This window comes from Paenibacillus sp. A3, from assembly GCF_001399685.1.
Lineage (GTDB): Bacteria > Bacillota > Bacilli > Paenibacillales > NBRC-103111 > Paenibacillus_G.
On the sequence record NZ_JTHN01000153.1, the window covers coordinates 1 to 26,287 of the forward strand.

The 26,287-nt window shown below is 56.9% G+C and carries 25 protein-coding genes; 11 read left to right on the forward strand and 14 right to left on the reverse strand.

Features of this window, described 5'->3' with window-relative positions; translation table 11 throughout:
- From QJ48_RS22795 to QJ48_RS22830, 8 genes are all read right to left on the reverse strand, one after another.
- A partial coding sequence (locus QJ48_RS22795; protein ID WP_157261728.1) for a LysR family transcriptional regulator occupies positions 1–256 on the reverse strand: 256 nt, incomplete at its 3' end.
- A gap of 157 nt (positions 257–413) precedes the next feature.
- Positions 414–815, reverse strand: coding sequence for a thioesterase family protein (locus tag QJ48_RS22800; protein WP_082420643.1), 402 nt, complete (start codon positions 813–815; stop codon positions 414–416).
- A 108-nt stretch (positions 816–923) separates the two neighbouring features.
- On the reverse strand, positions 924–2,681 hold the full coding sequence (gene pyk, locus QJ48_RS22805; protein WP_054975781.1) for a pyruvate kinase: 1,758 nt from the start codon (positions 2,679–2,681) through the stop codon (positions 924–926).
- Entirely contained in the window at positions 2,674–3,648 is a 975-nt protein-coding gene (gene accA / locus QJ48_RS22810) for an acetyl-CoA carboxylase carboxyl transferase subunit alpha (protein ID WP_054975782.1), read from the reverse strand. Before accA ends, pyk begins: the two co-directional genes overlap by 8 nt.
- Positions 3,641–4,564, reverse strand: a complete 924-nt coding sequence (gene accD / locus QJ48_RS22815) for an acetyl-CoA carboxylase, carboxyltransferase subunit beta (protein WP_054975783.1) — start codon at positions 4,562–4,564, stop codon at positions 3,641–3,643. Before accD ends, accA begins: the two co-directional genes overlap by 8 nt.
- A 32-nt stretch (positions 4,565–4,596) precedes the next feature.
- Positions 4,597–4,788 carry a hypothetical protein gene (locus tag QJ48_RS22820; protein WP_010496159.1) on the reverse strand — a complete coding sequence of 64 codons (192 nt, stop codon included), beginning with the start codon at positions 4,786–4,788 and terminating at the stop codon, positions 4,597–4,599.
- Positions 4,789–4,911: 123 nt separating this feature from the next.
- Positions 4,912–5,406: a phosphatidylglycerophosphatase A gene (locus tag QJ48_RS22825; protein WP_054975784.1), complete on the reverse strand. Its 495-nt coding sequence runs from the start codon at positions 5,404–5,406 to the stop codon at positions 4,912–4,914.
- 106 nt (positions 5,407–5,512) lie between these two features.
- Complete coding sequence (locus QJ48_RS22830) at positions 5,513–9,202, reverse strand: DNA polymerase III subunit alpha (protein ID WP_054975785.1); 3,690 nt, start codon at positions 9,200–9,202, stop codon at positions 5,513–5,515.
- A gap of 142 nt (positions 9,203–9,344) precedes the next feature.
- On the opposite strand from QJ48_RS22830, the gene QJ48_RS22835 reads away from it, so the two are divergent.
- The 3 genes from QJ48_RS22835 (at position 9,345) to QJ48_RS22845 (ending at position 10,551) form a co-directional block, all read left to right on the forward strand.
- Positions 9,345–9,677, forward strand: a complete 333-nt coding sequence (locus tag QJ48_RS22835; protein ID WP_054975786.1) for a YtrH family sporulation protein — start codon at positions 9,345–9,347, stop codon at positions 9,675–9,677.
- On the forward strand, positions 9,674–10,201 hold the full coding sequence (locus tag QJ48_RS22840) for a hypothetical protein (RefSeq protein WP_054975787.1): 528 nt from the start codon (positions 9,674–9,676) through the stop codon (positions 10,199–10,201). The genes QJ48_RS22835 and QJ48_RS22840 overlap by 4 nt, the downstream gene beginning before the upstream one ends.
- 62 nt (positions 10,202–10,263) lie before the next feature.
- Positions 10,264–10,551 (forward strand): YtpI family protein, encoded by a 288-nt coding sequence (locus tag QJ48_RS22845; RefSeq protein ID WP_054975838.1) that lies wholly within the window; start codon positions 10,264–10,266, stop codon positions 10,549–10,551.
- A gap of 125 nt (positions 10,552–10,676) precedes the next feature.
- Here the strand turns inward: QJ48_RS22845 and QJ48_RS22850 are convergent, their stop codons facing one another.
- Entirely contained in the window at positions 10,677–12,023 is a 1,347-nt protein-coding gene (locus tag QJ48_RS22850) for a DRTGG domain-containing protein (RefSeq protein ID WP_054975788.1), read from the reverse strand.
- A 149-nt stretch (positions 12,024–12,172) separates the two neighbouring features.
- Between QJ48_RS22850 and QJ48_RS22855 the strand changes: the two genes are divergently transcribed.
- Entirely contained in the window at positions 12,173–12,505 is a 333-nt protein-coding gene (locus QJ48_RS22855) for a hypothetical protein (protein ID WP_054975789.1), read from the forward strand.
- Positions 12,506–12,564: 59 nt separating this feature from the next.
- Here QJ48_RS22855 and QJ48_RS22860 read toward each other — a convergent pair whose 3' ends face one another.
- Both QJ48_RS22860 and QJ48_RS22865 read right to left on the reverse strand, forming a co-directional pair.
- A complete protein-coding gene (locus QJ48_RS22860; RefSeq protein ID WP_054975839.1) occupies positions 12,565–12,846 on the reverse strand; it encodes a hypothetical protein in 282 nt (93 codons plus the stop codon).
- A gap of 83 nt (positions 12,847–12,929) precedes the next feature.
- A complete protein-coding gene (locus QJ48_RS22865) occupies positions 12,930–14,036 on the reverse strand; it encodes an acyltransferase (protein WP_237763033.1) in 1,107 nt (368 codons plus the stop codon).
- A gap of 211 nt (positions 14,037–14,247) precedes the next feature.
- Between QJ48_RS22865 and QJ48_RS22870 the strand changes: the two genes are divergently transcribed.
- The gene (locus QJ48_RS22870) at positions 14,248–15,021 is read left to right on the forward strand and encodes a DeoR/GlpR family DNA-binding transcription regulator (protein ID WP_054975791.1); all 774 of its coding nucleotides are present in this window, start codon (positions 14,248–14,250) and stop codon (positions 15,019–15,021) included.
- Entirely contained in the window at positions 15,018–15,833 is an 816-nt protein-coding gene (locus QJ48_RS22875; RefSeq protein ID WP_054975792.1) for a Cof-type HAD-IIB family hydrolase, read from the forward strand. Before QJ48_RS22870 ends, QJ48_RS22875 begins: the two co-directional genes overlap by 4 nt.
- On the opposite strand, the gene QJ48_RS22880 is transcribed toward QJ48_RS22875, so the two are convergent.
- From QJ48_RS22880 to QJ48_RS22890, 3 genes are read right to left on the reverse strand one after another with little or no spacing between them, the layout of a single operon-like run.
- Positions 15,830–16,966: a Ger(x)C family spore germination protein gene (locus QJ48_RS22880; RefSeq protein WP_054975793.1), complete on the reverse strand. Its 1,137-nt coding sequence runs from the start codon at positions 16,964–16,966 to the stop codon at positions 15,830–15,832. The two genes, QJ48_RS22875 and QJ48_RS22880, sit on opposite strands and share 4 nt — an antisense overlap.
- Complete coding sequence (locus tag QJ48_RS22885; RefSeq protein WP_054975794.1) at positions 16,963–18,066, reverse strand: GerAB/ArcD/ProY family transporter; 1,104 nt, start codon at positions 18,064–18,066, stop codon at positions 16,963–16,965. The genes QJ48_RS22880 and QJ48_RS22885 overlap by 4 nt, the downstream gene beginning before the upstream one ends.
- On the reverse strand, positions 18,063–19,478 hold the full coding sequence (locus QJ48_RS22890) for a spore germination protein (protein WP_054975795.1): 1,416 nt from the start codon (positions 19,476–19,478) through the stop codon (positions 18,063–18,065). The genes QJ48_RS22885 and QJ48_RS22890 overlap by 4 nt, the downstream gene beginning before the upstream one ends.
- Positions 19,479–19,705: 227 nt before the next feature.
- Here QJ48_RS22890 and QJ48_RS22895 point away from each other — a divergent pair, with 227 nt between their 5' ends.
- The 5 genes from QJ48_RS22895 to QJ48_RS22915 all read left to right on the forward strand — a co-directional run bounded on the left by QJ48_RS22895 (position 19,706) and on the right by QJ48_RS22915 (position 26,248).
- Positions 19,706–21,076 (forward strand): YheC/YheD family protein, encoded by a 1,371-nt coding sequence (locus QJ48_RS22895; protein WP_054975796.1) that lies wholly within the window; start codon positions 19,706–19,708, stop codon positions 21,074–21,076.
- A gap of 93 nt (positions 21,077–21,169) precedes the next feature.
- Positions 21,170–22,378: a YheC/YheD family protein gene (locus QJ48_RS22900; RefSeq protein ID WP_237763034.1), complete on the forward strand. Its 1,209-nt coding sequence runs from the start codon at positions 21,170–21,172 to the stop codon at positions 22,376–22,378.
- Between the two features lie 114 nt (positions 22,379–22,492).
- Entirely contained in the window at positions 22,493–23,860 is a 1,368-nt protein-coding gene (locus QJ48_RS22905; RefSeq protein WP_054975797.1) for a YheC/YheD family protein, read from the forward strand.
- Entirely contained in the window at positions 23,861–25,051 is a 1,191-nt protein-coding gene (locus QJ48_RS22910) for a YheC/YheD family protein (protein ID WP_054975798.1), read from the forward strand.
- 27 nt (positions 25,052–25,078) lie between these two features.
- Entirely contained in the window at positions 25,079–26,248 is a 1,170-nt protein-coding gene (locus QJ48_RS22915) for a YheC/YheD family protein (protein ID WP_054975799.1), read from the forward strand.
- The last annotated feature ends 39 nt before the right edge of the window (positions 26,249–26,287 follow it).

Consider the following 26,287-nt stretch of genomic DNA (forward strand, 5'->3'; position numbering starts at 1 on the left):
TCGCTTTCTCCGCCGCCTCGCGCGCTTGCTCCACACGCGCTAACGCCGACCGCGCTTCCTCCAGGAACACTTTCCCCGCATCCGTTAATTCAACGTGCTGCTTGCTTCGGGAAAATAACGAGAACCCGAGCTCTTCCTCCAGCTTGCGGATTTGCTGGCTTAACGGGGGCTGCGCCATGTTGAGGCGTGCAGCCGCCCGGCCGAAATGCAGCTCCTCCGCAACGGTAACGAAGTATCGTAAATGACGCAATTCCATTGTGCCTCTCCCCTTTGATTTTTCAATCCTTCAATTTTACTTAAATTATACAATAGGGACGAATCATTTTGGAAAATGTAGCATAAAAAGGAATAGGACCTGACCCAAAAAGGCCAAGTCCTGCATTATTTTTAGGTTAGCGGAATTAAGATGCGCTTCAGCCCATGGCTTTGGCAAGGAGGGCATATAAATCCGGCACTTCTCTGTCGATCCGCACCGGCTTCCAGTCCTGGTTCAACCAGACATGCTGCGTTCCCCCGGTAACCAGCAACTCCTCGCCGCGTTTAATTTCATAAGCAAACCGGATCCGAAGACTCGTCAACTCAACAACTTTGGTATCAATCGTCACCAAATCGTCGTAACGGGCGGGCGAGCGGAATTTCAGGTCCGCCTCGATCACCGGCAGCAGCAGGCCGCGGGTCTCCAGCGCTTGATAAGGCATACCCAGCTCGCGGATCATCTCGGTCCGGCCGACTTCAAACCAATTCAAATAGTTGGCGTGATACACGACGCCCATCTGGTCCGTCTCCTGGTAGCGGACGCGTAAAGTATGCTGCATACAAACCTCCTGAATCCCCATGGAAGAAATTTATAAAGCAAAGGAGCGAAACCGCTGTTCGATTTCGCTCCGATTATTCTGCTATCGTAAGGCTTCGACGACGTTTTATTACAGCACGCGGGCGCGGCCGGAATAGATGACGCCGACTTCCGGATAAATGGATACTTCGTCGTTGTCTTTCAAGATGCCCAGCGCGTTGTTTACACCGACGATGACCGGTTTGCCCAAGCTGATGCCGACAACCGCCGCATGGGACGTAATGCCGCCCGTTTCGGTAACCACTGCCGCCGCTTTCTCGAAAGCCGGCATGTAGTCTTTATCGGTCGTCACGGTAACCAGAATGCAGCCCTCGGTCGTCTTCGCATTCGCTTCTTCGGCGGAGCGGGCCGTCACGACGTGGCCTGTGGCGATTTGCGTGCCGATTCCTTGGCCTTTGGCAATCATTTCACCGATTTGATGAACTTTGATCAAGTTGGTCGTTCCGGAGCGGCCGACCGGTACGCCTGCGGTGATAACGACGAGATCGCCCAAGCTGACGAGGCCCGCCTTCACGCTGGCGTCTACGGCATGCTCGAACAATTGGTCCGTCGAGGTGCAGGTCTCGCCCTTCACCGGAATAACGCCCCATACGAGCGACAGACGGCGCAGCACGCGATCGTTCGGCGTTACCGCGATAATCGGCGCTTTCGGACGGTACTTGGACACCATACGCGCCGTATAGCCGCTTTCCGTGGAAGTCAGAATCGCTTTGGCGTCCAGATCAAGCGCCGAGTTCGCTACCGCTTGGCTAATCGCCTCGGTTACGGTCGTTTGCTGCGCATTGCTTTGACGGATGAAAATTTCACGGTATTCCAGCGCCGTTTCCGCACGCTCGGCGATGCGGGCCATTGTCTGAACGGACTCTACCGGATATTTCCCTGCCGCCGTTTCACCGGACAGCATCACGGCATCCGTGCCGTCAAAGATCGCGTTCGCCACGTCGCTCGCTTCCGCACGCGTCGGGCGCGGGTTGCGCTGCATGGAGTCCAGCATCATCGTAGCCGTAATAACCGGCTTGCCGACCTGATTACATTTTTTGATCATTGCTTTTTGCACGATCGGCACGTCTTCGGCCGGAATTTCCACACCGAGATCACCGCGCGCTACCATGAGGCCGTCGGATACCTCCAGAATTTCGTCGAGGTTTTCCACGCCTTCCTGGTTTTCGATCTTGGAAATGATTTGAATATGCGTTGCGTTATGGCGGTCTAGAATTTCACGGATTTCAAGGACGTCGCTCGCTTTGCGCACGAAAGAAGCAGCGATAAAATCCACTCCCTGCTGAATGCCGAAAATGATATCGTTCGCGTCTTTTTCCGTGATGCCCGGCAGGTTGATTTTCACCCCCGGCACGTTCACGCCTTTCTTGCCTCCGAGCATTCCTCCGTGTATAATCCGGCACACGATATCGGTTCCGCGGATATCCTCAACCGTCAGACCGATCAAGCCGTCATCGATCAGAATGGTGGAACCGATCTTTACATCTTTGTAAAGGTCCCTGTATGTGATGGAAACACGCTCGGCATCGCCGAGTACTTCCTCCGTCGTTAGAGTGATCAGGTTGTCCTGAAGCAGTTCGACTTTTTGATCGTCCTTCAGCTTGCCGGTCCGGATTTCCGGTCCTTTGGTGTCAAGCAGAATGGCTACGCTTTTGCCGAGCTCCTGACAAGCTTGACGCACGTTCTTGATTCTGTTGCCATGCTCTTCGAAATCGCCGTGGGAGAAGTTCAGCCGAGCAACGTTCATCCCTGCATCAATGAGCTTCTTGAACATGTCCAGCGATTCGCTGACCGGTCCGATGGTGCACACAATTTTTGTTTTACGCATGATTTCCCTCCTGGATGGTGGTGAACCGACCGATTTGTCTAAATTTGTTATAGCGGTCTTCTATTAATTCATTCTCTGTCATCTTCAGCAATTCCTGCAAGTGAGTCCACAACATTTGCTTAATTGATTCTGCCTGCAGGACAACATCCCGATGGGCACCGCCCTTCGGTTCGGGAATAATCGCATCGATAACGCCGAGCTTCAAAATTTCGTCCGCCGTGATCTTCATCGCTTCGGCTGCTTCCATCGATTTTGAAGCGTCTTTATATAATATCGAGGCCGCGCCTTCCGGGCTGATGACCGAATAAATCGCATTTTCAAGCATAAATACGCGGTTGCCTACGCCAAGCGCCAGAGCGCCGCCGCTGCCGCCTTCGCCGATGACGACGCACAAGACGGGCACCCGTAAGGACGCCATTTCCATCAGGTTCCGGGCGATCGCTTCCCCTTGCCCTCTCTCTTCCGCCGCATTGCCGGGATAAGCGCCTTTCGTATCGATGAACGTGATGATCGGGCGCTTGAACTTGTCCGCCTGCTTCATAAAGCGCAGCGCTTTGCGGAAGCCTTCCGGATGCGGGCTGCCGAAGTGACGCGCAATGTTGTCCTTCGTGTCTTTCCCTTTCTGATGGCCGACCACCGTCACCGGGATCCCGTTAAACCGCGCAATGCCCCCTACAATGGCCAGGTCGTCGCCAAATAAACGGTCCCCGTGCAGCTCGATGAAATCGGTGAACAAATGCTGAATGTAGTCAAGTGTCGTCGGGCGCTGCGGATGACGGGCTACCTGCATTTTTTGCCGGGTCGACATGCCGGCGTACAATTCCGTTTCGAGCTGCTCCAGCCGCTGCTCCAAGCGCTTGATCTCCTCGGAGAAATCGATCTGCTTGTCCGCTCCGAACTTGCGCAGCTCGTCGATTTTGGCGCGAAGCTCGACTAGCGGCTGCTCAAAAGGCATTTCACTAGCCATTAACGGTTTCCTCCTTTACCGCGTGCATGCTAAGAAGACGGGTCAGCGTACTGCGCATTTCTTTGCGGTGCGAGACCAGGTCCACTTGTCCATGCTTCAGGTTGAACTCCGCCGTCTGGAAGCCTGGCGGCAGCTTGATTTTCATCGTCTGTTCGATGACGCGTCCGCCGGTAAAGCCGAACGCCGCGCCCGGCTCAGCAATAATGTAGTCTCCGAGCATCGCGAAGCTCGCGCTGACGCCGCCGAAGGTCGGGTCGGTAATGACGGAAACGTACAGGCCGCCCTGCTCGTTCAGCTTGGCGAGCGCCGCGCTTGTTTTCGCCATCTGCATCAGGCTGAGAATGCTTTCCTGCATCCGCGCGCCGCCCGATGTGGAGAAAATGATAACCGGCCGGTTCGTCCGGGTCGCAATCTCGATCGCGTTCGTCACCTTTTCGCCGACAACCGATCCGAGCGATCCGCCCATAAAGTCGAAGCTCATCACCGCTACGACAACCGGATACCCTCCGATCGTTCCTTCGCCGGTAATGACGGCGTCCTGCATACCGGTAGCTTCGACCGCTTTGTTGTACTTGGCTATGTAGTCGGGGAATTCAAGCGGGTCCTGGGATGCCATCTCGCTGTCAAATTCCACAAAGCGGCCTTCGTCCATCGTCATCTGGATGCGCTCTACGGCATTCAGCTTGTAATGGTACTCGCAAGCGGTACATACCTTTAAGTTTTTATCAAGCTCTTTGTTGTACTGGATCGTCCCGCACTTGGGACACTTGTTCATCAGGCCTTCCGGGATTTCACGCTTCGGACGCTCTTCGGGAACGTCGATAGCTCCGTCCATCACCCGGTTCGGAGCCGTTCTGTCCACGGAAGGAACCGTGGCATATTTTCTTTTTTTTTGAAACAAGTCTTTAAATTGCACAATTACACCTCACTTGTGATATTGGGACTTGTTTAGGATCTATGCAAAATGGAGTTCAGCACTTCCTGAACCTCTTCCAATTCGCCTTCGGGAACGACGATTTCAAACTGGTTTTTGGTCATGTTGATAGCGCGGACTTGAACAAGGAAGCCTTCTTCCGTAAGTCTTTGCTTGATTCTTTCAGCGATTTTAGCGGTCGGAGCGATATAAATAACCGTCCACATGAAAAAAGACCTCCCGAACATAATGCAATAATGATATCATAAGTGCACTTTTTCCCGCAACCGAAGTTCGGTATGCCGGAAGGGGAGGTCTTTAGCCTTATAGTCTGCGCCGTCTCGGTGACGTCAGGTTTGCGGCGAGAGGCCATCCGCCTCGTCCTGATGCTTGTGCGCGATCCGGGCCGAAGCCGCGGCGGCCAGCCCCGCCACCAGATCGTCCAAAAACACGTGAATGCGCTTCGGATGGTCGTTCAGCTCGCGGATGATGCCCGGCTTCTTCTTATCCAAATACCCGAAGCTGGTCAGCCCGACCATGCCATATACGTGAACAATTCCGAGCGCCAATGTCTCATCCACGCCGTACAAGGGTGCGTCCGTCTCCATCAGTTCCTGCAGCGGTTCGGGCAGCCCCTTCCGTTCGGCCAGCTCGTCCAGCGCGATTCCGGTATAAAGCACGTATTGGACCTCTCGCTTTTGGAGAACCGTCATCACGCTCTCGATGCACGCCTCCGCGGAAAGCGCGGGATTATAGGGAAGCTGCAGCTCGCGCACAATGTCCGCTATGCGTTCGACGGTTACGCCGCGCTTCTTCAAACATTCGACAATAGGTTCGCAGGACATAAAAACAACGCCTCCTCCGGTTCCATTCGTAACTCGTGCAAACCGGCGAGTCTCACGTCTCGCCGAATGGGTGCGGGTTACTAAATGTATGCGGGGGAGGCGCGATTTATTTCACTTTAACACTCTCTTTGCCGAGCAGCTCCTCGATACGGGCGAACAGCTCGGGTGACGGCTTTACCTTGTATTGGTCGCTTAAGCCAAGCGTTTTCTGTGTCCGCTCGTAGTATAGCACAACCGGCAACGGACCGCCATGTCCGGCGATCAGCCGCTTGAGCGATTCCAGCACCGCCGGCTGCTCGCGCTGCGGGGAGATGCGCATGTAGACGCGCTGCCCCGTCGTTGCGGCGCGGGGGCCGCGGGTTGCGGCAGCTTCAGCGGCCCGGGCAGGCTGATCCGCAGCCCTGCGCTCCGCCCCGCCCGGCGAGGGCCCGGGCGCTTGATCTGCCGCCGGGGAAGCCCCCGCTGCGTACCGGCTTCGCGACTCGCGCGCAGCCTCCGCCGAAGCTGTGCCGCGGGGCGTGAAGCCGGAAGCGCGCCGCTGACCGCTTCGCGAGGAGCCCGCCGGAAGCGGGGCCGGCTTGACCGCCTTCTGCTCCAGGAGCGGATCGTCCAGCGCGATAAGCTGATCGGCCAGCAGCTTGTAGTCTTCGTCCCCGAGCTGAAGCTTGGCGACGACCAGCACGGGCTTGCCCTTCTGCACCAGCGGGGCGTACTTTTTCCACGTTTCCGGGAACAGCACGACCTCCGCCTTGCCGACACGGTCCTCCAGCTCCATGAACGCCATCGGCTGGCCTTTTTTCGTGACGATCGTTTTGTTCGAGATGACCAGACCGGCAACCATGACGTCACTGCCATCCGGATACTCCTGAAGCCGGGACAGCAGGTCCGTCTCCAGCTTCTGCAGCGCCGCATCGAAGTCGTCGAGCGGGCTGCCGGAAATGTACAGGCCAAGCAGCTCCCGCTCCAGCTCCAGCTTTTGCGTCAGCGTGAACGGAGGAATCTGAGGGTATTCGACCTCCCAGCTGACCTCCTCCGTGAAGCCGTCGAGCACAAGCTGCAGATCTTCGCGGTCCTTGCGCCACTTGACCGCCGCATCGACGGCGTCTTCCAGCATCGCAAGCTGCTGGGACCGGTGGCCCGGCAGCGAATCGAGCGCGCCGCCTTGAATCAGCGACTCCATCACGCGCTTGTTGCAGACGCGCAGATCGACGCGCCGGCAGAAGTCGATCAAGCTGGAATAGGCGCCTGTACGTCGCTCTGCGATGATCGATTCGATCGCGTGCGTCCCGACGTTCTTAATCGCCGCGAGGCCGAAGCGAATCGCGCCGCCCTTCTCCCCCGCAACCGGCGTAAACAGAAAGCCGCTTTCGTTCACGTCGGGCGGAAGCACGGCGATGCCCATGCGGCGGCATTCGTCAGCGTATTCCGCGATTTTATGATGGCTTCCCGTCACGGCAGTCAGCATCGACGCCATGAACGGCACGGGGTAATGAGCCTTCAGATACGCCGTCTGGAACGCGAGCACGCCGTAAGCCGTCGCATGCGCCCGCGGGTATCCGTAGTCGGCGAAGCGGACGATCATGTCGTATACCCGGTTCGCCTCGGCTTCGCTGTAGCCCTGGCTGAGGCTCCCTTTCACGAAGTGGTCGCGCTCCTTGTCCAGCACTTCCCGCTTCTTCTTGCTGACCGCCCGGCGCAGCAAATCCGCTTCGCCGAGGCTGAATCCGGCCATCTTCGAAGCGATCTGCATGATCTGCTCCTGATAAATGATGATCCCGCACGTATCCCGAAGAATCGGCTCCAGCGCTTCATGAGGGTATTCCACCGGCTGCTGCCCGTGCTTGCAGGCGATATATTTCGGGATGAATTCCATCGGACCCGGCCGGTAGAGCGCAAGCACCGAGATGATGTCCTCGAAGTTCGACGGCCGCAGCTCCTTCAGCACGCGGCGCATCCCGGCCGACTCCAGCTGAAAAATGCCCGTCGTATCGCCCCGGCTGAGCAGCTCGTATGTCGCCGGATCGTCGTCCGGCACTTTCGTCCAATCGAAGGGCGCTCCCGTCTGCTCGCAAATCCATTCCAGCGTACGTTCGATGATCGACAGCGTCCGCAGGCCTAGAAAATCCATCTTCAGCAGGCCGATCGCTTCCAGATGCTCCATCGTATACTGCGTCAGCGCCGTCTGCTCGGTTCCTTCCTGCAGCGGCACGTACTGCGTCAGCGGCTCGCGCGAAATGATGACGCCTGCGGCATGGGTAGAAGCGTGGCGGGGCATCCCCTCCACCTTCATCGCCAGCTCCAGCAGCTCCGCCGTCTTCGGCTGCTTGGCGGCAAGCGCCTTCAGGTCGGGGCTCGTGCGCAGCGCCTCCTCCAGCGTCATGCCAAGCTGATGCGGGATCAGCTTGGCGGCGCGGTCCACCTCGCCGTAAGGCATGTTCAGCACCCGGCCGACGTCGCGCACCGCCCCTTTGGCGGCCATCGTTCCGAAGGTGATAATCTGCGCCACCCGGTCCCGGCCGTACTTGCGCACGACATAGTCGATCACCTCGTCGCGCCGGAGGTCGCTGAAGTCGATATCGATATCGGGCATCGATACCCGCTCGGGGTTCAGGAACCGTTCGAAAAGCAGGTTGTAGCGGATCGGGTCCACATCGGTGATGCGCAGCACGTAAGCGACGATGCTCCCCGCCGACGACCCCCGTCCGGGTCCGGTTGCGATCCCCTGCTCGTGAGCGAAGCGGATGAAGTCCCATACGATCAGAAAATAATCCGAATACCCCATCCGCTCAATGACGGTCAGCTCGTAATGCAGCCGTTCTTCCAACTTGTTCCGCCATTCGGCGTCGTTCCATTCCTCAACCGCACCGTAGCGCTGCTCAAGGCCCTGCCGGCAAAGCCGGGCAAGATACGTCCCGGCCGTCATGCCGTCCGGAATCGGGGCGAATTCCGGCAAAATATACTGCCCGAATTCAAGCTCGAGGTCGCACCTCCGAGCTACCTCCAACGTATTGGCGAGCGCTTCCGGCGCATGGGCGAACAGTTCTGCAATTTCGTCCGGACTCTTCAAATAAAGCTGCGACGTATGAAACTTAAGCCGCGCTTCGTCGTCGATCGTTTTGCCCGTACCTATGCAAATAAGAATGTCCTGGACCGCATGGTCCGGCTCGCGAACATAATGCACGTCGTTGGTCGCGACCAGCGGAATGCCGGTGTCGCGGGCTAGCCGGAGCATGTCCTGCATCACTTTCTTTTGCTCCGTCAGGCCGTGGTCCTGCAGCTCCAAAAAGAAATCGTCCCCGAAGATCGCCCGGTAACGCAGCGCCGCCTCCTTCGCTTCGTCGTAGCGCCCGTGCAGCAGATGCTGCGACACCTCGCTGCCAAGGCACGAGCTTGTGCAGATCAGCCCTTCCGCATAGCGCTCCAGATGCTCCAAATCGATCCGTGGCTTATAGTGATAGCCTTCCAAATGTCCGATGGAGCACAGCTTCATCAGATTTTGATAGCCGGTTTTATTTTTGGCGAGCAGAATCAGGTGATAGATCGGCTGTTCCTGACGGCTGCCTTTTTGCCGGATGGAGCCCGATGTGAAATAAACCTCGCACCCGATAATCGGCTTGATCCCCCGCTGCTTGCACGCTTTATAAAAAGGAATGGCACCGTACATCACACCGTGATCCGTCAGCGCCAGCGCCTTCATGCCGAGCTCGGCCGCACGGCCGACCAAATCGTCGATGCGCGCGGCACCGTCGAGCAGACTATATTCGCTGTGCACATGCAAATGTACGAAATCGCCCATCCGGGCCGCCTCCCTGCGTTTGAAATATTTATCCATAGTTTAGCATAATGCGAACAAGTGTGCCATATATTTAGTAAGGCGAAGTCGGCCAAGCCCCGAACGGCTGGGAACGGCTCAACAGGTCCGGAAAGGATGAGGAACGATGTCTCCATTTGTATCCAGATGCTTTCTTGATTTTTTCGTGGCGTTCGGAGTCGTGCTCGGGGGGACGATGCTGGCCGGCATCAGCGCCGTATTGACGCTCGAACCGCCGGTGTACCGGATGACGAGCGTCGCGGAGCAAATCAAAATTTGGGCGATCGTCGCCGCCATCGGCGGAACGATCGATCCGATCCGCGCGATTGAGACGCATTTTATCGAAGGACACATCTCCCCGGCGATCAAACAAATCTTGTACATCGTCTGCGCCTTCGTCGGCGCGCATATGGGCTCGACCCTGATCCAGTGGATCTGCAAAGGAGGTAGCGAAGGGTGAAGGCGCCCGCTTCCGGTTCGTCCGGCGGTTTTTTGCGTGCGGCGGGCCTTCTTGTCGCCGGAATGGTCATCGGCGCCGCTTTGTTTCTAAGCGTGTACAATCAACGCTTGAATATGATGATCGAGCAGAACCGGGAGCTTCTCTCCGCCAAGGTGGATCTGGAGGTCAAAATCGCCGATTTGACCAAAACGAAAAATCAGCAGACGACGATTAATCTCCTGAACATTTATATCGAGCCCGGGGAGCACACGACGCTCGACAAGGTGACGGAAAGCGAGCTGAAGCGCCGCATTCACGGCGATTTGAAAAAAATCGTCGTCGGCCGCAAAATATCGGATTTTGCCGCCATGCCCGACGTGTACGAGCAAATTTTGACAGAGAAGCCTTACGTCGGCGTAATGGATAAGGATTATATCGTACAGGACGTCAAATGGATCGTGCTGACGCAAACGGAGCTTAAGGTATGGGTCACGGTCAAAGAGTGGAAGCGCATCCCGCTCTCGTATTCTCCTGCTGCCGGTTGATTTCCCTGGCGGAAATCGCTAAAGTGGAAGCAGAACCCGTACATAAGGATGTGCCGCTCAAGATGCAAACCATTCAATGGACGCTCAGCGTGCTGATCGTCATCTTCCTCGTATTGTCTTTATATTTCAGCATGCGTTACCGCCGGGAAGCGGAACCGAAGCAGCGCGGCCTGTACTCGGCCCGGATGAACATCTGCATGGGACTTATGCTTGTCGTGATCGCCGTATCCCAGCTGTTCTTCTTCGAAGATTCCGCAACCCGCCGCATCTTCGGAACCGTCTGCCTGCTGCTCGGCTTGTTCAATCTGTTTGCGGGCATCCGCAATCACAATCTGTTCAGCCGGAAATAAGCCGGCCCCGCCTAAAACGCTCCGAAAGGCACCGGAGGACGATAGTCCTTCCGGCCGCCCGCCAAGCCCGTGAAGCCATTGGCGGGCTTGAACGGCTCCGCAGCCGCCCTTGTTCCCGCTCCCCTCTAAGGCTCGAATACTTGCGCCGTCAGCATCGCCTTGGCCACCAAGACGCCATCGAGATGCATCTCGACATCGATTTTGCCGAATTTGCGGCTCACCTCGATGATGCGGGGACGAATTTCCACCGCGCTGTCGATCTGCACCGGCTTGATAAAATACGAAGCCATGTTGTCCAGCACAAGATCGCCCTTCTTGACATCCTGCACCGCGTGATAAGCGGCCTGCGTCATCAGCACCGTCAGCACGCCTTCGGAAACGGTGCCGAGCCGGTTCGTCATCTGCGGGGTAATCGTCCCGCGGAAGACGGTATGCCCGTCCCCGCCCTTCTCCTCGCAGAAGCCCGACCAGATCAAATCCTCGAACGTCTCCCCGTGCTGCGGCTGGCGCTGTATATGCTGCATCGCCTTCAGCACGTCCTTGCGGCTGATGACGCCGGTCAGCTTGCGGCTCATGTCGATGATCGGCAGCAGCTCGATGCCCTCCCATACCATCAGATGGGCCGCCGCCGCCACCGACGTGTTTACGCTTGCCGTCACCGGTCCCCGGGTCATCCGCTTGTCGATCGTCTGATCCGGCTCGGCGCCGATCAAATCCTTCGACGTAATCATGCCGATGACGCGGTTCCACTCGTCCACCACCGGAAACCGGCTGTGCCCGGTTTCCTCGTGCAGCCGCTGCCAGTCTTTCAGCGTATGATGCGCCTTCAACGCGTACACCTGCATCGATTGGGGGACAATATCCTCGATCAGCAAAATTTTCTTCTTGATCAGCCGGTCGTAAATCGCACGGTTGATCAAGGATGCGACCGTGAACGTATCGTAGCTGCTGGAAATGATGGGAAGCTCCAGCCGGTCGGCAAGCTCCTTGACCTCCTCGCTTGTTCCGAAGCCGCCCGTAATCAGCACGCCCGCCCCTTGCTCCAACGCGCCCAGATGCGCCGTGCTCCGGTTTCCGACGATCAGCAGGCTGCCCGGATCGATATAGCGCATCATCGCATCCTGCTCCATCGCGCCGATGACGAACTTGTTCAAGGTCTTCTCCAAGCCCGTCATGCCGCCGAGCACTTCACCGTCGACCATATTGACGACTTCCGCGAACGTCAGCTTATCCATCTGGTCGCGCAGCTTTTTCTCGACGCGGACCGTGCCTACCCGCTCCTTCGTCGCCACCAGTCCGATCGCATCCGCCTCCTTGATCGCGCGGTAAGCCGTCCCTTCGCTGACCCCCAGCATCTCGGCGATTTTTCGGACGGAGATTTTGCTGCCGATGTTCAAGCTCTCGATATATTTCAAGATTTGTTCGTGCTTGGTTGCGGCTTCCTGCACGTTGATCGTTTCGTTTTCACTCATCTGTCTCACCAATCCATTCTAATTCTGTATCACTCTGTACTATATCTTATCATTTTTTTTGCACGAAAAAAACTGTGCCCAGGACTAGAAAATGAGCCCGTCAGCATACAATGGATTAGGCAAAACCCCATAGGAGGTGTGGAATCCATATGCCAGACAGTCTACTCGCAGGCGAGACGCTGACCGTCTATGAGCTTGAAACGCGCGACGCGGAAGCATTCAACCGGTGCAAGGAGCGCATTCACAGCATATGCACCGAATATTTGCAGAGACCCGTGCGCGTATATACGGTTCACGGGCACAGCTACGAAGGCGTGATCGTGAAAGTCGACGATCATTACGTGTATTTGCAAATGTCTCCGGAGCACGGCCGCGCCCTGCTTCCCGGCCCTTATGCTTATCCGTACTACAATCCCTACTACAGCAACGTGGTATTGCCGCTCGTCCTATTCGATTTGCTGGCCATCTCGCTCATCGTGTAGCTGGAGCAGAAAAAAAGTCCGTTTTCCACCGCACAAGGGGTGAAAACGGACTTTTTTCGCTATTTTTTGATCTGCAAAAGGCTGCGCCTGCCCTGCAGCGATTGCTCCAGCCGCCATTTTTTCATTCGTTTGATCTTGAGCAGCTCCCGCTTCGTCTCCTCCTCCACGCCAAGCAGCTCGTGTAAATGCGCGGCCGTGACGAGCAGCGCAAAGACGATCCATCCTGCGCCGAATACGGCAGGCAGCGTCCAGCCCCCGCCGAAATCGAGCCTCGGTACGGCATATAGCATCATGCCCAGCGCCAGGGCCAACCCAACGATATTCCGGGTCCCCTTCAAAATTCCAGCCTCCCCTCGTACAACTTGTACGATACATTGTATGAGGGTCCCGGCCAAAATAGCACCTTATCGGCTCCTTAACTTCGCTAGGCGCTCCCTCCGGGGCTCGGCTTCGGCTTCTTGCGCCGGAACGGCCGCATGGCTTGTCCGTACAGGACCGTAGCGATCCACGGAACCGTCAGGCTAAGCGCGAACGCCCCAAATACATAGGCATGATAAGCCGACATGGCGCCGCTGTACGGGAGGACATGCGTTTTGTAATAGGTAAGCACCGCCGGATGCGCCAGATAGATGCCGAACGAGGCGGCTCCGAGCGCCATGAGCACACGCGCCGCCGCTTTTGCCCGCTCCAGCAGCAGTTGGCCCAACCGGATCAAGCTCATGGCGGCAAAACCCGCATAAGCGAAAAACAAAACCTGATACCACGGGTGGGCCAAAACGATGTTCAACCGCACTTCCATCTGGAACAAGCCCATGAAGCCGAAGCCCAGCACAGCCGTCAGCGGCAGCACCCAGACGAAGTGCTTGCGAATCCAAGCCGAAAACGCTTCGTAATGGAGGCCGATCCACCCGCCCAGCGTAAACATGCTGAAATAGTTGATGCAGAGCGAAGGCATATGGCCGAACGGCTCCACCCAGTTGTGATACGCATAAAACCCGGCCTGAATGAGCAGGCCGATCCAGATCAAGCCGCTGCGGAACCAGCGAAATGCCCGGCACAGCCACATCAGCAGCGGGAACAGCAAATAAAACTGGACGATGATGACCATAAAATACAAGTGATACGAAGCATCCGCCCACGGCAGCAAATCCAAAAATTCGCCCGTGTTCCAATGCAGGTTCGCCCGGAAATAAATCCACTGGTTGTACAAGTAATAAAAGAACGACCAAACCAGATACGGGTAGAGCACCTGCTTGACCCGCCTCAAATAAAACTGCAGCGCCTGCTTGCCGCCGAAGTCGTCCTGGTAGCGGTAAAACAGCACCAGACCGCTGACCAAAATAAACACCGGCACGGCAAAATTGGCAAGCTTGTTGAGCGCCAGATACACCGCCTGGGAGCCGCTGCCCGGCGGCAGCTCGACCGTGGCGTCGGACGTCGAGTGAATGAGCACGACCGCGAGAATGGCGATGGCCCGGACGATGTCCAGCTCCAGCAGCTTCGGTTTCGATTTTCTTTTCGTTTCTGTCACGTGCGTTTCTTTTCCCTTCTTGCGTAAGTTCATAGGCATTTGTACGCTTCAGCCATTGTAACATAACGCCCTCGCGGAATGCATCCGTTCGTTCAAATGATTTCCAGTACGTATTTTACTTACCTTTACTTATTATCGCTTGCAACATTTAAGTACTTTCGCTTATAATGCGGTTAAAGATATTGTCATCCTGCATCGGAAGGAGCCTGTCATGTATCAGGAGGAACGGTTAATCGCCATTTTACAGCACATGCAAGCGCATCAGCGCATTTCCGTGGAAGAGATCTGCGAGCTGTTTCAGGTTTCCCGGGATACGGCCCGCCGGGATATCGTCAAGCTGGAGGAGCAGGGAAAAATTTTGCGCACGCGCGGGGGAGCGATCTGGCCTTCGCTGAATAAAGACATCTCGGGCTACCGCGACCGGCTGCAAGCGGAATCCGACGTGAAACGGGCGATTGGCCGGCTCGCCGCTTCGCTGATCCACAGCGGCGACTACTTGTTCATGGACGCTTCCACGACGGTGCTTCATGCGGCGGAGCAGCTTCGAACCGACGGCCACGTCATCGTGACCAACTCGATCGACATTGCCGGTCTCCTCTCTCCCAAACAAGGCAGCACCGTGCATTTGCTCGGCGGAGTCGTCCACCCGCACCACCGTTTTATTTCCGGCGCGCGAACGCTCGAGATGCTTCGCGACTATCAGGCCGACAAGCTGATCCTCGGCACCAGCGGGCTGACGCCGGACGGGCTGACCAACCCCTTCGAGGAGGAAGGCTATGTTATGAAGGAGATGATCCGCCGCGCCGATCAAGTGATCGTGCTGGCGGATCATACGAAGTTCGGTCTCCGCCAATTTTACCGGGTAGCGGGACTGGATTGCATCGATATTGTCATTACGGACCGGCCGCCTGCAGAGCCGATGAGCGAAGCGCTGCGTCGGCACAATATCGAAATTCTGATCGCCGAAGGAGTGGACGAACGATGATTAAACTGATCGTTAGCGATTTAGACGGCACGCTGCTGCTCGGGCACCGGACAATCCGTCCGGAGGACCGTCAGGCGCTGCACGACGCGATCGGACGCGGGGTTGACGTCGCTTTCGCCTCCGGACGCATGCGTCCGGAAATTGCGAAGGTGATGGAAACGGTCGGAATCACCGCCCACTGCATCTCGCAAAACGGCGCCTACGTGCACGCAGCCGGCGGGGAGCTGATCCGCCACCACGCGTTCGAGCGCGAATTGATCGTCGAGCTCTCGCAGGCGGCAGCCGGCCTGCCGTTTCTGACGCTGCTCGCCGGACCCGACCGCTACATGACGGAACGGTGGAGCGAGCATGCGCAGCGGCTCGCCCCGCGGCTGATGGCTCCTTTCGAGGCGGTGGAGGGCCTCCGGGAGCGGCTCGGACGCGACCTCGTCTGCGGCAAAATTTCGTTCATGGGCGATGTCGGCCGACTCCGCGAATTTCAGCAAACGCTGCTGGCGCGATACGGGGAAGCGGTTGACGCGTATATTTCGGATATCGATTGTTTGGATGTCATGCCCAAGGGAAGTTCCAAAGGTAGCGGCCTGCTTGCCCTCCTGGAGAAGCTGAATATCCGCCCGGAAGAAACGGCCTGCTTCGGCGACGCCTTCAACGATTTGTCCATGTTTGCGGTAACGCCGCACAGCTTCGCCATGGCTTCAAGCCACCCGGACGTGCAAGCCCGCGCTTCTTGCACTGTACCGTATATCTCCGAAGCGGTACGGTGGATCGACGGGTACAACGCCGGGGCAGTTGCCTCCGCCGGCAACCGCTAATCCGTCTGGCCGGTCCGCAAAATTTTCGTGCTCACCTCGACACGCACCTTGGCTTTCGGATACAGCTGCTTCCATTTGTCCACAGTCAGGCCGCTGCCCCGGTGCTGCGCCCGGTACTTCTCTCCGAAGCCGACGGGATCGACGTTCAGCTTCTGCGTTTTTTCGATAAACGCCATCGCGTTAGCTTGAACCGCCTTGCTCGCTTCGCGCTCCAATAGTTCGATCACCTGCCGGTTCCGCAGATTGACCGGTGACGAGATCTCCTGCAGCCTCCCGCTCAAGCGAACTTGCACCGTGAATGCCAGCTGCTTCGCATTGGTCAACCGGATCCGGCTTTCGCTTTTCACCGAATCGAGCACAAGATAAATCTGCTTCTGCCCTTTGGACGGGGAGACGATCGAGCCGAGCGCTTCCGGCGATAGGCCAATCTCCGTCATCCCGGAGTAGAATCGATCCCGCAACAGCCGGAGATAAAAAATTTTGCGCAGCGGCATCGTCGCGACCATCCGGTCTCCCCGGAACAGAGCAGCTCCGTATAAAATAATCTCGTTATTCCGTTGAACGATGTACGGGAGCACCGGGTCTCTCCCCGGTGAGTACAGATCGCGGATGTATTCATGCAGAATCGGAGAGACCATCTCCTCGCTTTCTACGTTTTGCCGGATCGATTGAAACAAATATTCGCCGACATTGCCGATCTCGGGATAGCGTCTTGTCATCAGATCGTAGGCCCGTCCTTTGGAAACGGCCAAATAGACAGCCGAGCCGACCTCCGGATCGCGCAGCATCGTATCGACGAGCTCGGTCAATCCTTTGCGCGCCAAGTCCTCATGGTATACGACGACCCGGAGCTGGCCCGAGGTCAGTTTTTTGCGCGATTCGATATTACTGTTGTACCGGAGCCCCTTGCTCGTATATGCGGTCGACGTAATGACATTGGAGCGCTCCTTTGCTCCCGGGTCAATCTCGTAGAGCACCGAGGTGCCAAGAATTTTGTCTCCCGGGGCTTCGTCGTATCCGGCGGCAATGACCAGCCCGAGTCTCTCCAGCACCCGGGCCTGCACACAGCCCGCCACGACGGAAGCCGCCAGCAGAAGCATGGCCGCCGTCATGGCCGTTCGTTTCAGCTTCATGCCCCCGCTCCTTTCTTCTTCCCGCGGCCGCGCTTCCACCGGACAAGCACAAACAACGCGATGGGATACAGCCAGACGAGATAAATTCCGATTTCTCCAAGCAGATTGGACATCCACTCCACATCCTCGTGCGTAAAAAGCAGCTCCGACGACAGCACGAAGATCAAGCAGCAGGCATAGAGAGCGTACTTTTGCTTCAGCTTGAAGAGAGAGCGCATGCCGCGCGTCGATGCCCACAGCAGCACCAGATTGTTCGGCAGCACCAGAATCATCCAATAGGCGGCCCCGACGATCTCAAACCGCTCAACGAACGGAATTTGCGCGATTTTGTACCAGGAGTAAGTTGCCCATACCGTGTGCTTCAACTGCTCTCCCGCATAAAACACAATGGCATTGATCAGCAGCGTGCAGTAAGTGAACACCGTAAAAACGATAGCCAGCTGGGAATACTTCTGCACGTTGTGCTTGTCCCGGATGAACGGGTACAAAAAGCAAACCAGCTCGTAGCCAAGCATCGGATAAGTAGCAGCCCGCATGCCGTTTACAATTTGCCCGGGCTTGGCCTCCAGCAGCGGAAGCAGTTGATCGACCTGCGCATATTTCCACGGAAAATAGTACAGCAGGAACACCCAGAGCCACAATATAAACGACACGACCGCAAACCCTGCGATAACCTGTATTCCCCCGGTCACGCCGTACAGAAACAGCAGGCTCATCAGCGTATTGAACAGCCAGCTGTTCATGTCCGGAAAAAGCCAGGTATGGACGACTTCGGTATACGAATGGAGCACGGTAAAGCAAAGCACAAAAAAATACAGCACGAACGCAAAATTGAACAGCTTGCCCAGCCAACGGCCGAACAGCTCCTGATGGATCTGATACAGATCGTTGTCCGGATAATACTCCATCGTTTTGATCATCGCATACAAAGCTGCGCTGACCAGCAAACCGTTTAAAATCATGCACACCCAGGCGTCGTGGCCGGCCGCGATGTAGACGTTTCGTTGAAAGTTTTGCGCGGGATCGCCAAGCTGCGTCCCCGAAATGATGAAGAAAAGGACGTAAGCGTTGAGCGGCTTCGTCCGTTTGCTGGTCCTCACCGGGAATCACCTGCCGGTTCTTCATAAATGTCCTGACTCAGGCTCCGGAAGCTGATCGGCAGCTTGGCTCGCATCTTGCCGATATGAAACGGATAGAGCGGATGCAAGTAGGATTGGCCGATAGTCTTGACGCGCAGCAGATGAATCAGAACGAAGCTGACTCCCGTCATGATCCCGACCGCCCCCCACGCCCCGGCCAGCAGCAGCATCGGAAAGCGCAAGATTCGGATCGCCGCACCCATAATGTAGACCGGCGTAATAAAAGACGAAAGCGCAGCCAACGCCACGATGATGATCAGAATATTGCTGGTAAATCCGGCTTGAACCGCCGCCTGTCCGATCACGATACCTCCGACGATACCCATGGTCTGACCGACCTTGGTCGGAAGCCGCGCTCCCGCTTCCCGCAGCAGTTCGATGATGAATTCCAGCAGCAGTGCCTCCATCAGCGGAGGAAAAGGCACCTTGGAGCGCGATTGCGCCAGCGGTACCAGCATATTGGAGGGAATGAGCTGGTAGTGGTACGTCAAGGCGGCCACATACAGCGGCGTGAAAAAAACCGAGATGAAAATAGCGGCCAAGCGGAGCAGCCGCAAAAACAAGGCCATATTGGTGCGTATATACCGGTCTTCGGCCGATTTGAAAAAGTCGAAAAAGCGCGACGGTCCCAGCAGCGCGAACGGACTGCCGTCGACGAGAATAACCAGACGGCCTTCGATCAAGTTCAATACGATCCGGTCGGGCCGTTCGCTGGAAATCATTTGCGGAAACAGCGACTCCGGATTGTCGTCGATTTTTTGCAAAAGCATCGAGCTGTCGGTAATGCCTTTGAATTTCACGTTCGCCAGCTTGTCTTTCATTAAGGAAACTTCGTCGACTGGGGCAACGCCCTCCATGTAAAGCAGCATCACTTCGGTGTGCGTGCTTTCGCCGATCTGATACGACGCATAGCGGAGCCGCGTGTCCGGTAAATATTGCCGAATCAAAGAGATGTTCGTTTGCAGCGATTCGGTCAGTGCCACCTGCGGGCCCGTGATCTGTGATTCGACCTCGGGGCTCGTGGCGCTGCGGTCGATCTTCAACGCCGTGTTGAGCAAATAGCCTCCGCGTTCCACGCTGGAGAGGAGCAATGTCCAGCCGGAGATCAACCGTTTCACCACCCGGTCGATATCCCCTGCCTTCTCCTGCTGATCCACCGGCAGATGGCGAATGAGCGTTTCCAAGGAGACTCCCCCGGGCGCTTTTTCCTGCATGGGAGGAATCACTTGCGTCTGCAAAATTTTGGCGTCGGCCAAGTCTCCGTAATACATCAGCATCCATGTCCCTTGCGCATTCGGGATGCTCCGCGTCTGCAGCTGACCGTGTTTTTCCAGAACGGAACGCAAAGGCTCAAAAAGATCTTGCTCCGACATAAGTTCCCTCCTCCCGGCAGTACATATCGCTTGTTAGGTTTTCCCTCCTCCGGCAAATGTATTCCAGTTATGGCGGGAGTCGACGGGCCTGCGGGCACTTGCCCGATATAGGGAGTTTTTTTTACCAAGGCTTAAACGCCCTCATATGATGCAGTAGTTCGCTTCTCAATGTTCAAAGCATGTTGCGGCATGTCTTGCGGCAAGCCGGTGCTGGGAAGGAGTTCCGCATGAAAAGAACAAAGGTGAAGATCCAGATCCAAAGCGCCGGCAATTCCTCGGACGGCTCCGTTCTGACGCTCAGCGAATCTGTCGTAAAAAAATGGAAGATTCCGCTGCAGCAGCCTCTCCAACTCCGTTTCGGTTCTGCCCGGGAGGAGATTTCGGTCATCTCTTCGTCCAAGGCCGGCGTGCTGCGCTTGAGCGGTTCGTTAGCTTCCAGGTGTGGGCTTGCCCACGGGGATGAGCTCTGTCTTCAATACAAAACCGGAACCCATACGATTCATCTCGGCCCGCTGATCGGTGTCATGGTCAGCCGCGTTTACGCCGATTCCGCCGACAGGCTGTTCGGGGCGAACACCGCCTTTAGCCGCGAGCTCTCCGAAGCATGCAGACTGTATGGCGCATCGGTGTTTTTCAGCACGCCCGAGGATTTACGCGGACAGAACGACCATGTTCGGGGATGGCGCGTCAAGGCAACCGGCGGCTGGGAAAAAACGACGTTCCCGGTGCCGCACGTGCTGTATAACCGTCTGACCTCGCGCAAGCTGGAAAACCGTCCCAACGTGCAGTACTTTGTGACGCAAGCCAAGAGCCGCCATAATGCGGTGCTCTTCAATGAAAAGTATTTAAACAAGACGGAAGTGTTCGATGCCCTCCGCAAGGAAACGGGTCTGCATCCGTACTTGCCGGAGTCGTATTTGCTGCGGAACCTCCAGCTTCTCAAATCGATGTGCGCCAAGCATCCGACCGTGTTTCTCAAACCGATTACCGGCAGCCTTGGAAAAGGCATCATTCGGATTAAAAAACAGCCGGGCGGATACGTTTGCCATTTCACGAATCTGGGCGGCGCCCGTAAGCAGTCCTTTCCCACCCTTGGCAAGCTGTACAGCAGCATCTCGGGCAAATTGAAAACCCAACGCTATCAAATTCAGCAAGGGCTCAGCTTGCTGACCGTGAACGGCCGGCCTGTCGATTTTCGGGCCTTGGTGCAGCGCGGGGATACCGGACAATGGGGCATTACGTCCATCGTTGCCCGAATCGCCGGCACGCATCACTTCGTCTCCAATCTGGCGCGGGGCGGCACGCTGACGACCGCCAAGGACGCTTTGGGACGCTCGGGGGCGGCCTCGGCGGCGGGCGGTTTAGGCAAGCTAAGACGGGCAGCCATCCAAATTGCCAAGGGTATCGAAGAGCAGGTCCCAGGCCATTATGCCGAACTTGGAATCGATCTGGCGATCGATACGAATGGCCGGGTATGGCTGCTTGAAGTCAATTCGAAACCGTCGAAGGAGGACAATACGCAGATGGCGGCCGGGCTCAAGATCCGCCCCTCCGTCAAGAAGCTGGTTCAGTACGCCCGCTTCGCGACGAAGTTTTGACCGGTTCGCCAAGCTTCCGGATCGGTGAGCCTGAAAGCGATTCTTCCCCGATAACCTGCCCCCGTATATGGGATAATTCGGGGTCCTCCGACGATGCAGCTTGAACGGATCGAGGTAAAGCGCATGATGAAACCACACCGCCCGAACAAAAGTACCGTCGGCATCATGACGACGCAAACCGATGAACATCCGCCTTTTGCCAACCGCGGTTTTTACCGCCGCTTGTGCATCCTCGGGAGCCGCAGCGGTTTGACGGTATTCGTATTTACTCCGCAGGGCATCGATTGGTCCCGGCCGCAAGTAACCGGGTATGTCTATGATGCGGCGTCCAAGGAGTGGGTCATCCTGACCTTTGAACTGCCGGCTATCGTATATGACCGCTGCTTTTTCACCGCCCGGAGGCAATACGCCGATTATCGGAACGCATTGCAGGGTCTTAAACAGCAGTCCTCCGTCCGACTGCTCGGTCACGGCTTGAAGGGCAAGTGGGACGTTCAGCAAGCGCTTCGGCGGGACGGCCGGTTTGACCGCCACCTGCCCGAGACGCAGCCGCTGCGCAGCATGCGAACGCTCGCGGATTGGCTCCGACAGCGCGGCGAAGCGATTCTGAAGCCGCGCGGCGGCTCCCAGGGACGCGGCGTGCTGCTCGTTCGCCGCGAAAGCGCGTCCCCCGCGGGAACGGCGAACGCCGCCGGAGCGGCGTTCACCGTCCGCGGGCGCGATCCGCGCAACCGCGCCGTCGCGTGCGGCTTCGCCGACGCCGGGGCGCTGCTTCGATGGCTGCGCCGCTTCGTCGCGCAGCGCAGCTATTTGCTGCAGCAGTATTTGCCGCTGCAGTCGCAAAACGGCGACGCGTACGACGTGCGCGCGCTCGTGCAAAAAGACGGCGATGGCCGTTGGAAGCTGACCGGCATGGCCGTCCGCCGGGGGCAGAACGGCAGCCTCACCTCCAATCTGCACGGCGGGGGCACGGTGGAACCCATCGGACCGTTCTTGGCCCGCGAGTTCGGACCGACACGCGCCGAGAAGCTCCTTCACGAGCTGAAACAGCTCGCTGTGGGGCTTCCGGAAGCGCTGGAATCTTGTCACGGGCGGCTCGCCGAGCTCGGCATCGATTTCGGTGTCGACACGGACGGCAATAGTTGGATTCTCGAAGTGAATTCCAAACCCGGCCGCTCCATCTTTACTTATTTACAAGACGACCAAGCCAAACAGGACGCACTGGCTAACCCGCTGCGCTACGCGCGGTATTTGCTGCGACAGCCGCGTGCGCAGGCGAACGTCAGGCAAAAGCAGCCTTAACAATGCCCGGCAAAGTGCTACCTACACTTTCGAAGAAAGTTTTGCCTGCGGCAAAACTCAGCCCATGCTTTCGAAGAAAGTTTTGCCTGCGGCAAAACTCTTAGGAGGTTCAACATGAGCTTGACAACTTGCACGATTCATGTCACCCAGCGTCAGGAGCGGGTCGTCTACCTCTCCGGCGAATTGGCGCGGGCGCTTAAAGTATCCAAAACACGAAACATACATCTGCACCTCGGAGGCAAAAGCGTATACGCAGGTTTGAAGCTGCTGAAAAAGAACGGCAACCATCTGTATTTGCCGTCATTCCTTTACACGCAGCTTCGCATTCCGCGGGCTGGCACCAGCATGATCACGTGCAGCAACGGCAAAGACATCCGCATCGGCCCGCTGATCGGGGTCTTGACCAGCGTTACGGGAGGAGGCAACGCTCCGTTCGGCAATCGGACGGAGTTTATCCGGCAGTTTATGCGCGCCGGCTCCGACAAAGCATTCTACTACGGGTTTTCCCCTCAAAGCGTCAACTGGTCTCAAGCGACCGTCAGCGCCGTTCTCCCGCGAGGCGAAGGCGGCTGGGTACGCAAGACGATGCCGCTACCCGATGTGATCTACAATCGGCTGCCCAGTCGCAAGGCGGAGCGGCTCGAGTCGATGAACGCATTCAAGCAGCGGTTTATTCGCAGAGGGATTCCGCTCTTCAACTGGACTTTTTTCGACAAATGGGATGTGTACAATTTGCTGGAAGGCACCGAAGCTTCCCGTTACGTTCCCGAGTCCCGGAACAACCCCACCCCTTCGCAAATCAAGGAAATGCTGGAAAAGCATAAATTCATCTATTTGAAACCGACCGGCGGCAGCCTCGGCATCGGCATTTTCCGCCTGACGTACAATCCGAAACGCGGCTACTATGCCCGTTTCCGGCGCGGGGGGCGCAACGTGCTGCTGCGGTTCAGCCGGTTCGAGGCCCTCATGTCGCTGCTCAACAAGCAGAGCGGAAGGTTGAACAACTACGTCGCCCAACAGGGGATTCGCCTGATCGAACTCGACAGCTGTCCGATCGATTTCCGTTTCCATATGACCAAGAACAACGCCAACCAATGGGTCGTTGCCGCCATCGGGGCCAAGAAAGCGGGCAAAGGCAGCGTCACGACCCATGTGCGCACGGGCGGGCAGCTTATGACGCCCGAACAGGTACTCCGGCAAATTTTCGGCAACCGGGCGGATGCGGTGCTCGCGAATGCCAAAGAAACCGCCGTCAAGCTGGCGGAGGACATCGAGCGGAATTACCGGCATACCTTGGGCGAGCTTGGCTTCGATATCGGGATTGACCAGAACGAACACCTCTGGATGTTCGAGGCGAATTCCAAGCCGGGACGGTCCATTTTCAAGCACCCGGCGCTGAAGGAACAAGGAAGAGCCTCGCTGCAAAACATCTACGACTACTGCCTCTACTTGAGCCGATTTCGGTCAAGGAGGGATTCCTGAGTGGATACCAACACCAACGCACCGTCCAAGCGCGAAAATCCGACGCTGGCCATTCTTACTCACTCGGATAAAACGCGAATTTTTCGCGGGAATCAAGAAAATTTTATCGACCTGATCCGAACCGGTGCAGAGCGCGGTGTTCTCGTCTACGTCATGACAACGGCTGATTTCAAGCTGTCCGGACGCAAAGTCGTCGGATACACCTACAATGAGGCCGACAAAACGTGGAAAAAAGGGGTGTTTCCCGCCCCCCACGTCATATATAACCGGATTCCTTACCGCAAATTCGAGCTGCTGCCCGAGGTGCAGCAGGTGATTCAAACCTGCATGCGGCAGAGAAGGGTCCGCTTTTTCAATCCGTCCTTCTTCAATAAATGGACCTTGTTCGAATGGCTAAATCATGCCGAGAAGACGCAGAGTTACATTCCCGACACGAGACGCCTCTCCTCCGGCGAGGAGCTCGACAAGCTGCTTGCCGAGTACCCGTTTCTGTATCTCAAGCCGATTCGCGGCAAAGCCGGCAAAGGTATCATGAGAGTAAGCCGAAGCCTTGTCGATACGAAGTCCAAAACATTTGAGCTCAGCATTCAGGAAAAGACGAAAAGCCATATCTCCCGTTATCCCAGCGTCTCCCGGCTGTGGTCGGAAGTACAGGAGCTGATCGGGGGCAAGGACTACATCATCCAACAGGGAATCCCCCTCTCCAGCTATAAGCAGCGTCCGTTCGATCTGCGGGTGCTCGTGCAAAAGAACGGCAAAGGCCAGTGGAGCGTCGCGGGAATCGGCGCCAGGCTGGCCGGAAAACTCAGCATCACGACCCACGTTCCACGGGGCGGCTCGATTGACGATCCCACCAAGCTGCTAACCTATTCCTTCGGCGGGCCCGGCAGCAAACGCATCATCACCCGCGCCAAAAAAGCGGCGCTTACCATCGCGAAGCAGATCGAGAAGTCCAGCGGCCATATGTTAGGCGAAATGTCCATGGACCTCGGCGTCGATCAAGAAGGGCACATTTGGTTTTTCGAGGCAAACTCCAAGCCGATGAAATTCGACGAGCCGCCGATCCGCAAAAAATCGCTCGAAAATCTGATCCTGTACTCCATCTATTTGGCCAAGCGCAAACCGAAACGCCCTCCTAAAAAAACGGATGCCTTCCCCCTTCTGGCTCAATTCAACACCGAGCGCGATTAATAAGAAGAACAGGCAGGTGAGCTGCACTTGAATCCCCAACTGGGCGTGCTGGCCATTTATATGCCGGGACGGAAGCTAGAAGAGCTTTCGTTTTACCGCAAACTAAGCATGTATGGACAAAAACTCGGGGTGGACGTGTTCGTATTCACCCCGGACGATGTGGATGACAACCGAACGCGGATTCACGCGCTCGTCTATAACAAAGCTACCCGATCATGGACCCGCAGGTGGGTCGGCTTTCCGCCGATCGTCTATGACCGGTGCCGGTATCACGGGGCGGACAATTACCGCAAGATCACGCGCTTCCGTCAAAAATATACCAACCTCCGCTACCTGAGCCGGCCTCTGGCCAACAAATGGACCGTGCACTGCCTGCTCTCGGAAAATGAAAACATCGCTCCGCACCTGCCTTCCACCGTTCATTACAAAAGCCGGAAGCAGCTGGAGCAGTTTCTTAAGAAGTACCCGATTGTGTACATGAAACCGAAAAGCGGCACGGGGGGACGCGGTATTGTCCGCTTGCAGCGGCTGCGGGGAAGCAGTGGGTATCTCATGCAGGGAAGGGATGCGAATCGCCGCATTTTGCCGGCGACCAAGGTGCCCGCAGCGCAAATTCCGACCCGGCTTGCCGGCTGGGGGTTGCAGAGCAAATACATCGTGCAGCAGGGCATTCCGCTTGAGCTGAAGGACGGTCGGGTGCACGACTTTCGGATGCTGGTGCAAAAAGACGGCAAAGGAATGTGGCAGGTAACCGGATGCGCCGGCCGTATCGGACCGCCGTTTTCCGTCACTTCCAATCTGCACGGCGGCGGGACGGCAATCTCGATGGAAACGATGCTCAAAAACCGCTTCAGGACGGAAGAGACAGTAAAGAGCATCAAGGAAACCGCCTATACCCTCGGGATCCATATCGCGCAGCATCTCGAAGCCAAGTTCGGCACGTTTTGCGAAGCCGGCATCGATCTGGCGGTCGATCCGTCGGGGCATGTATGGCTGCTGGAAGTCAATCCGAAGCCTTCGCGCGACGTGTTCCGATTAACCGGAGATCTTCAGACGTACCGCAGGGCAATTCGCCGCCCCATCGAATTCGCTCTCCATCTGCTCGAAAAGAAAGCGGCGCCCAAAACCGATACCAATCATTTGGACCTTGTACCGCAATCCCCACAAAGCGAATCACACCAAGACCCGTCTGTTTAAAGCAGCGGTCTTTTCTTTTGGGCCGGATTTCCGGTTTTT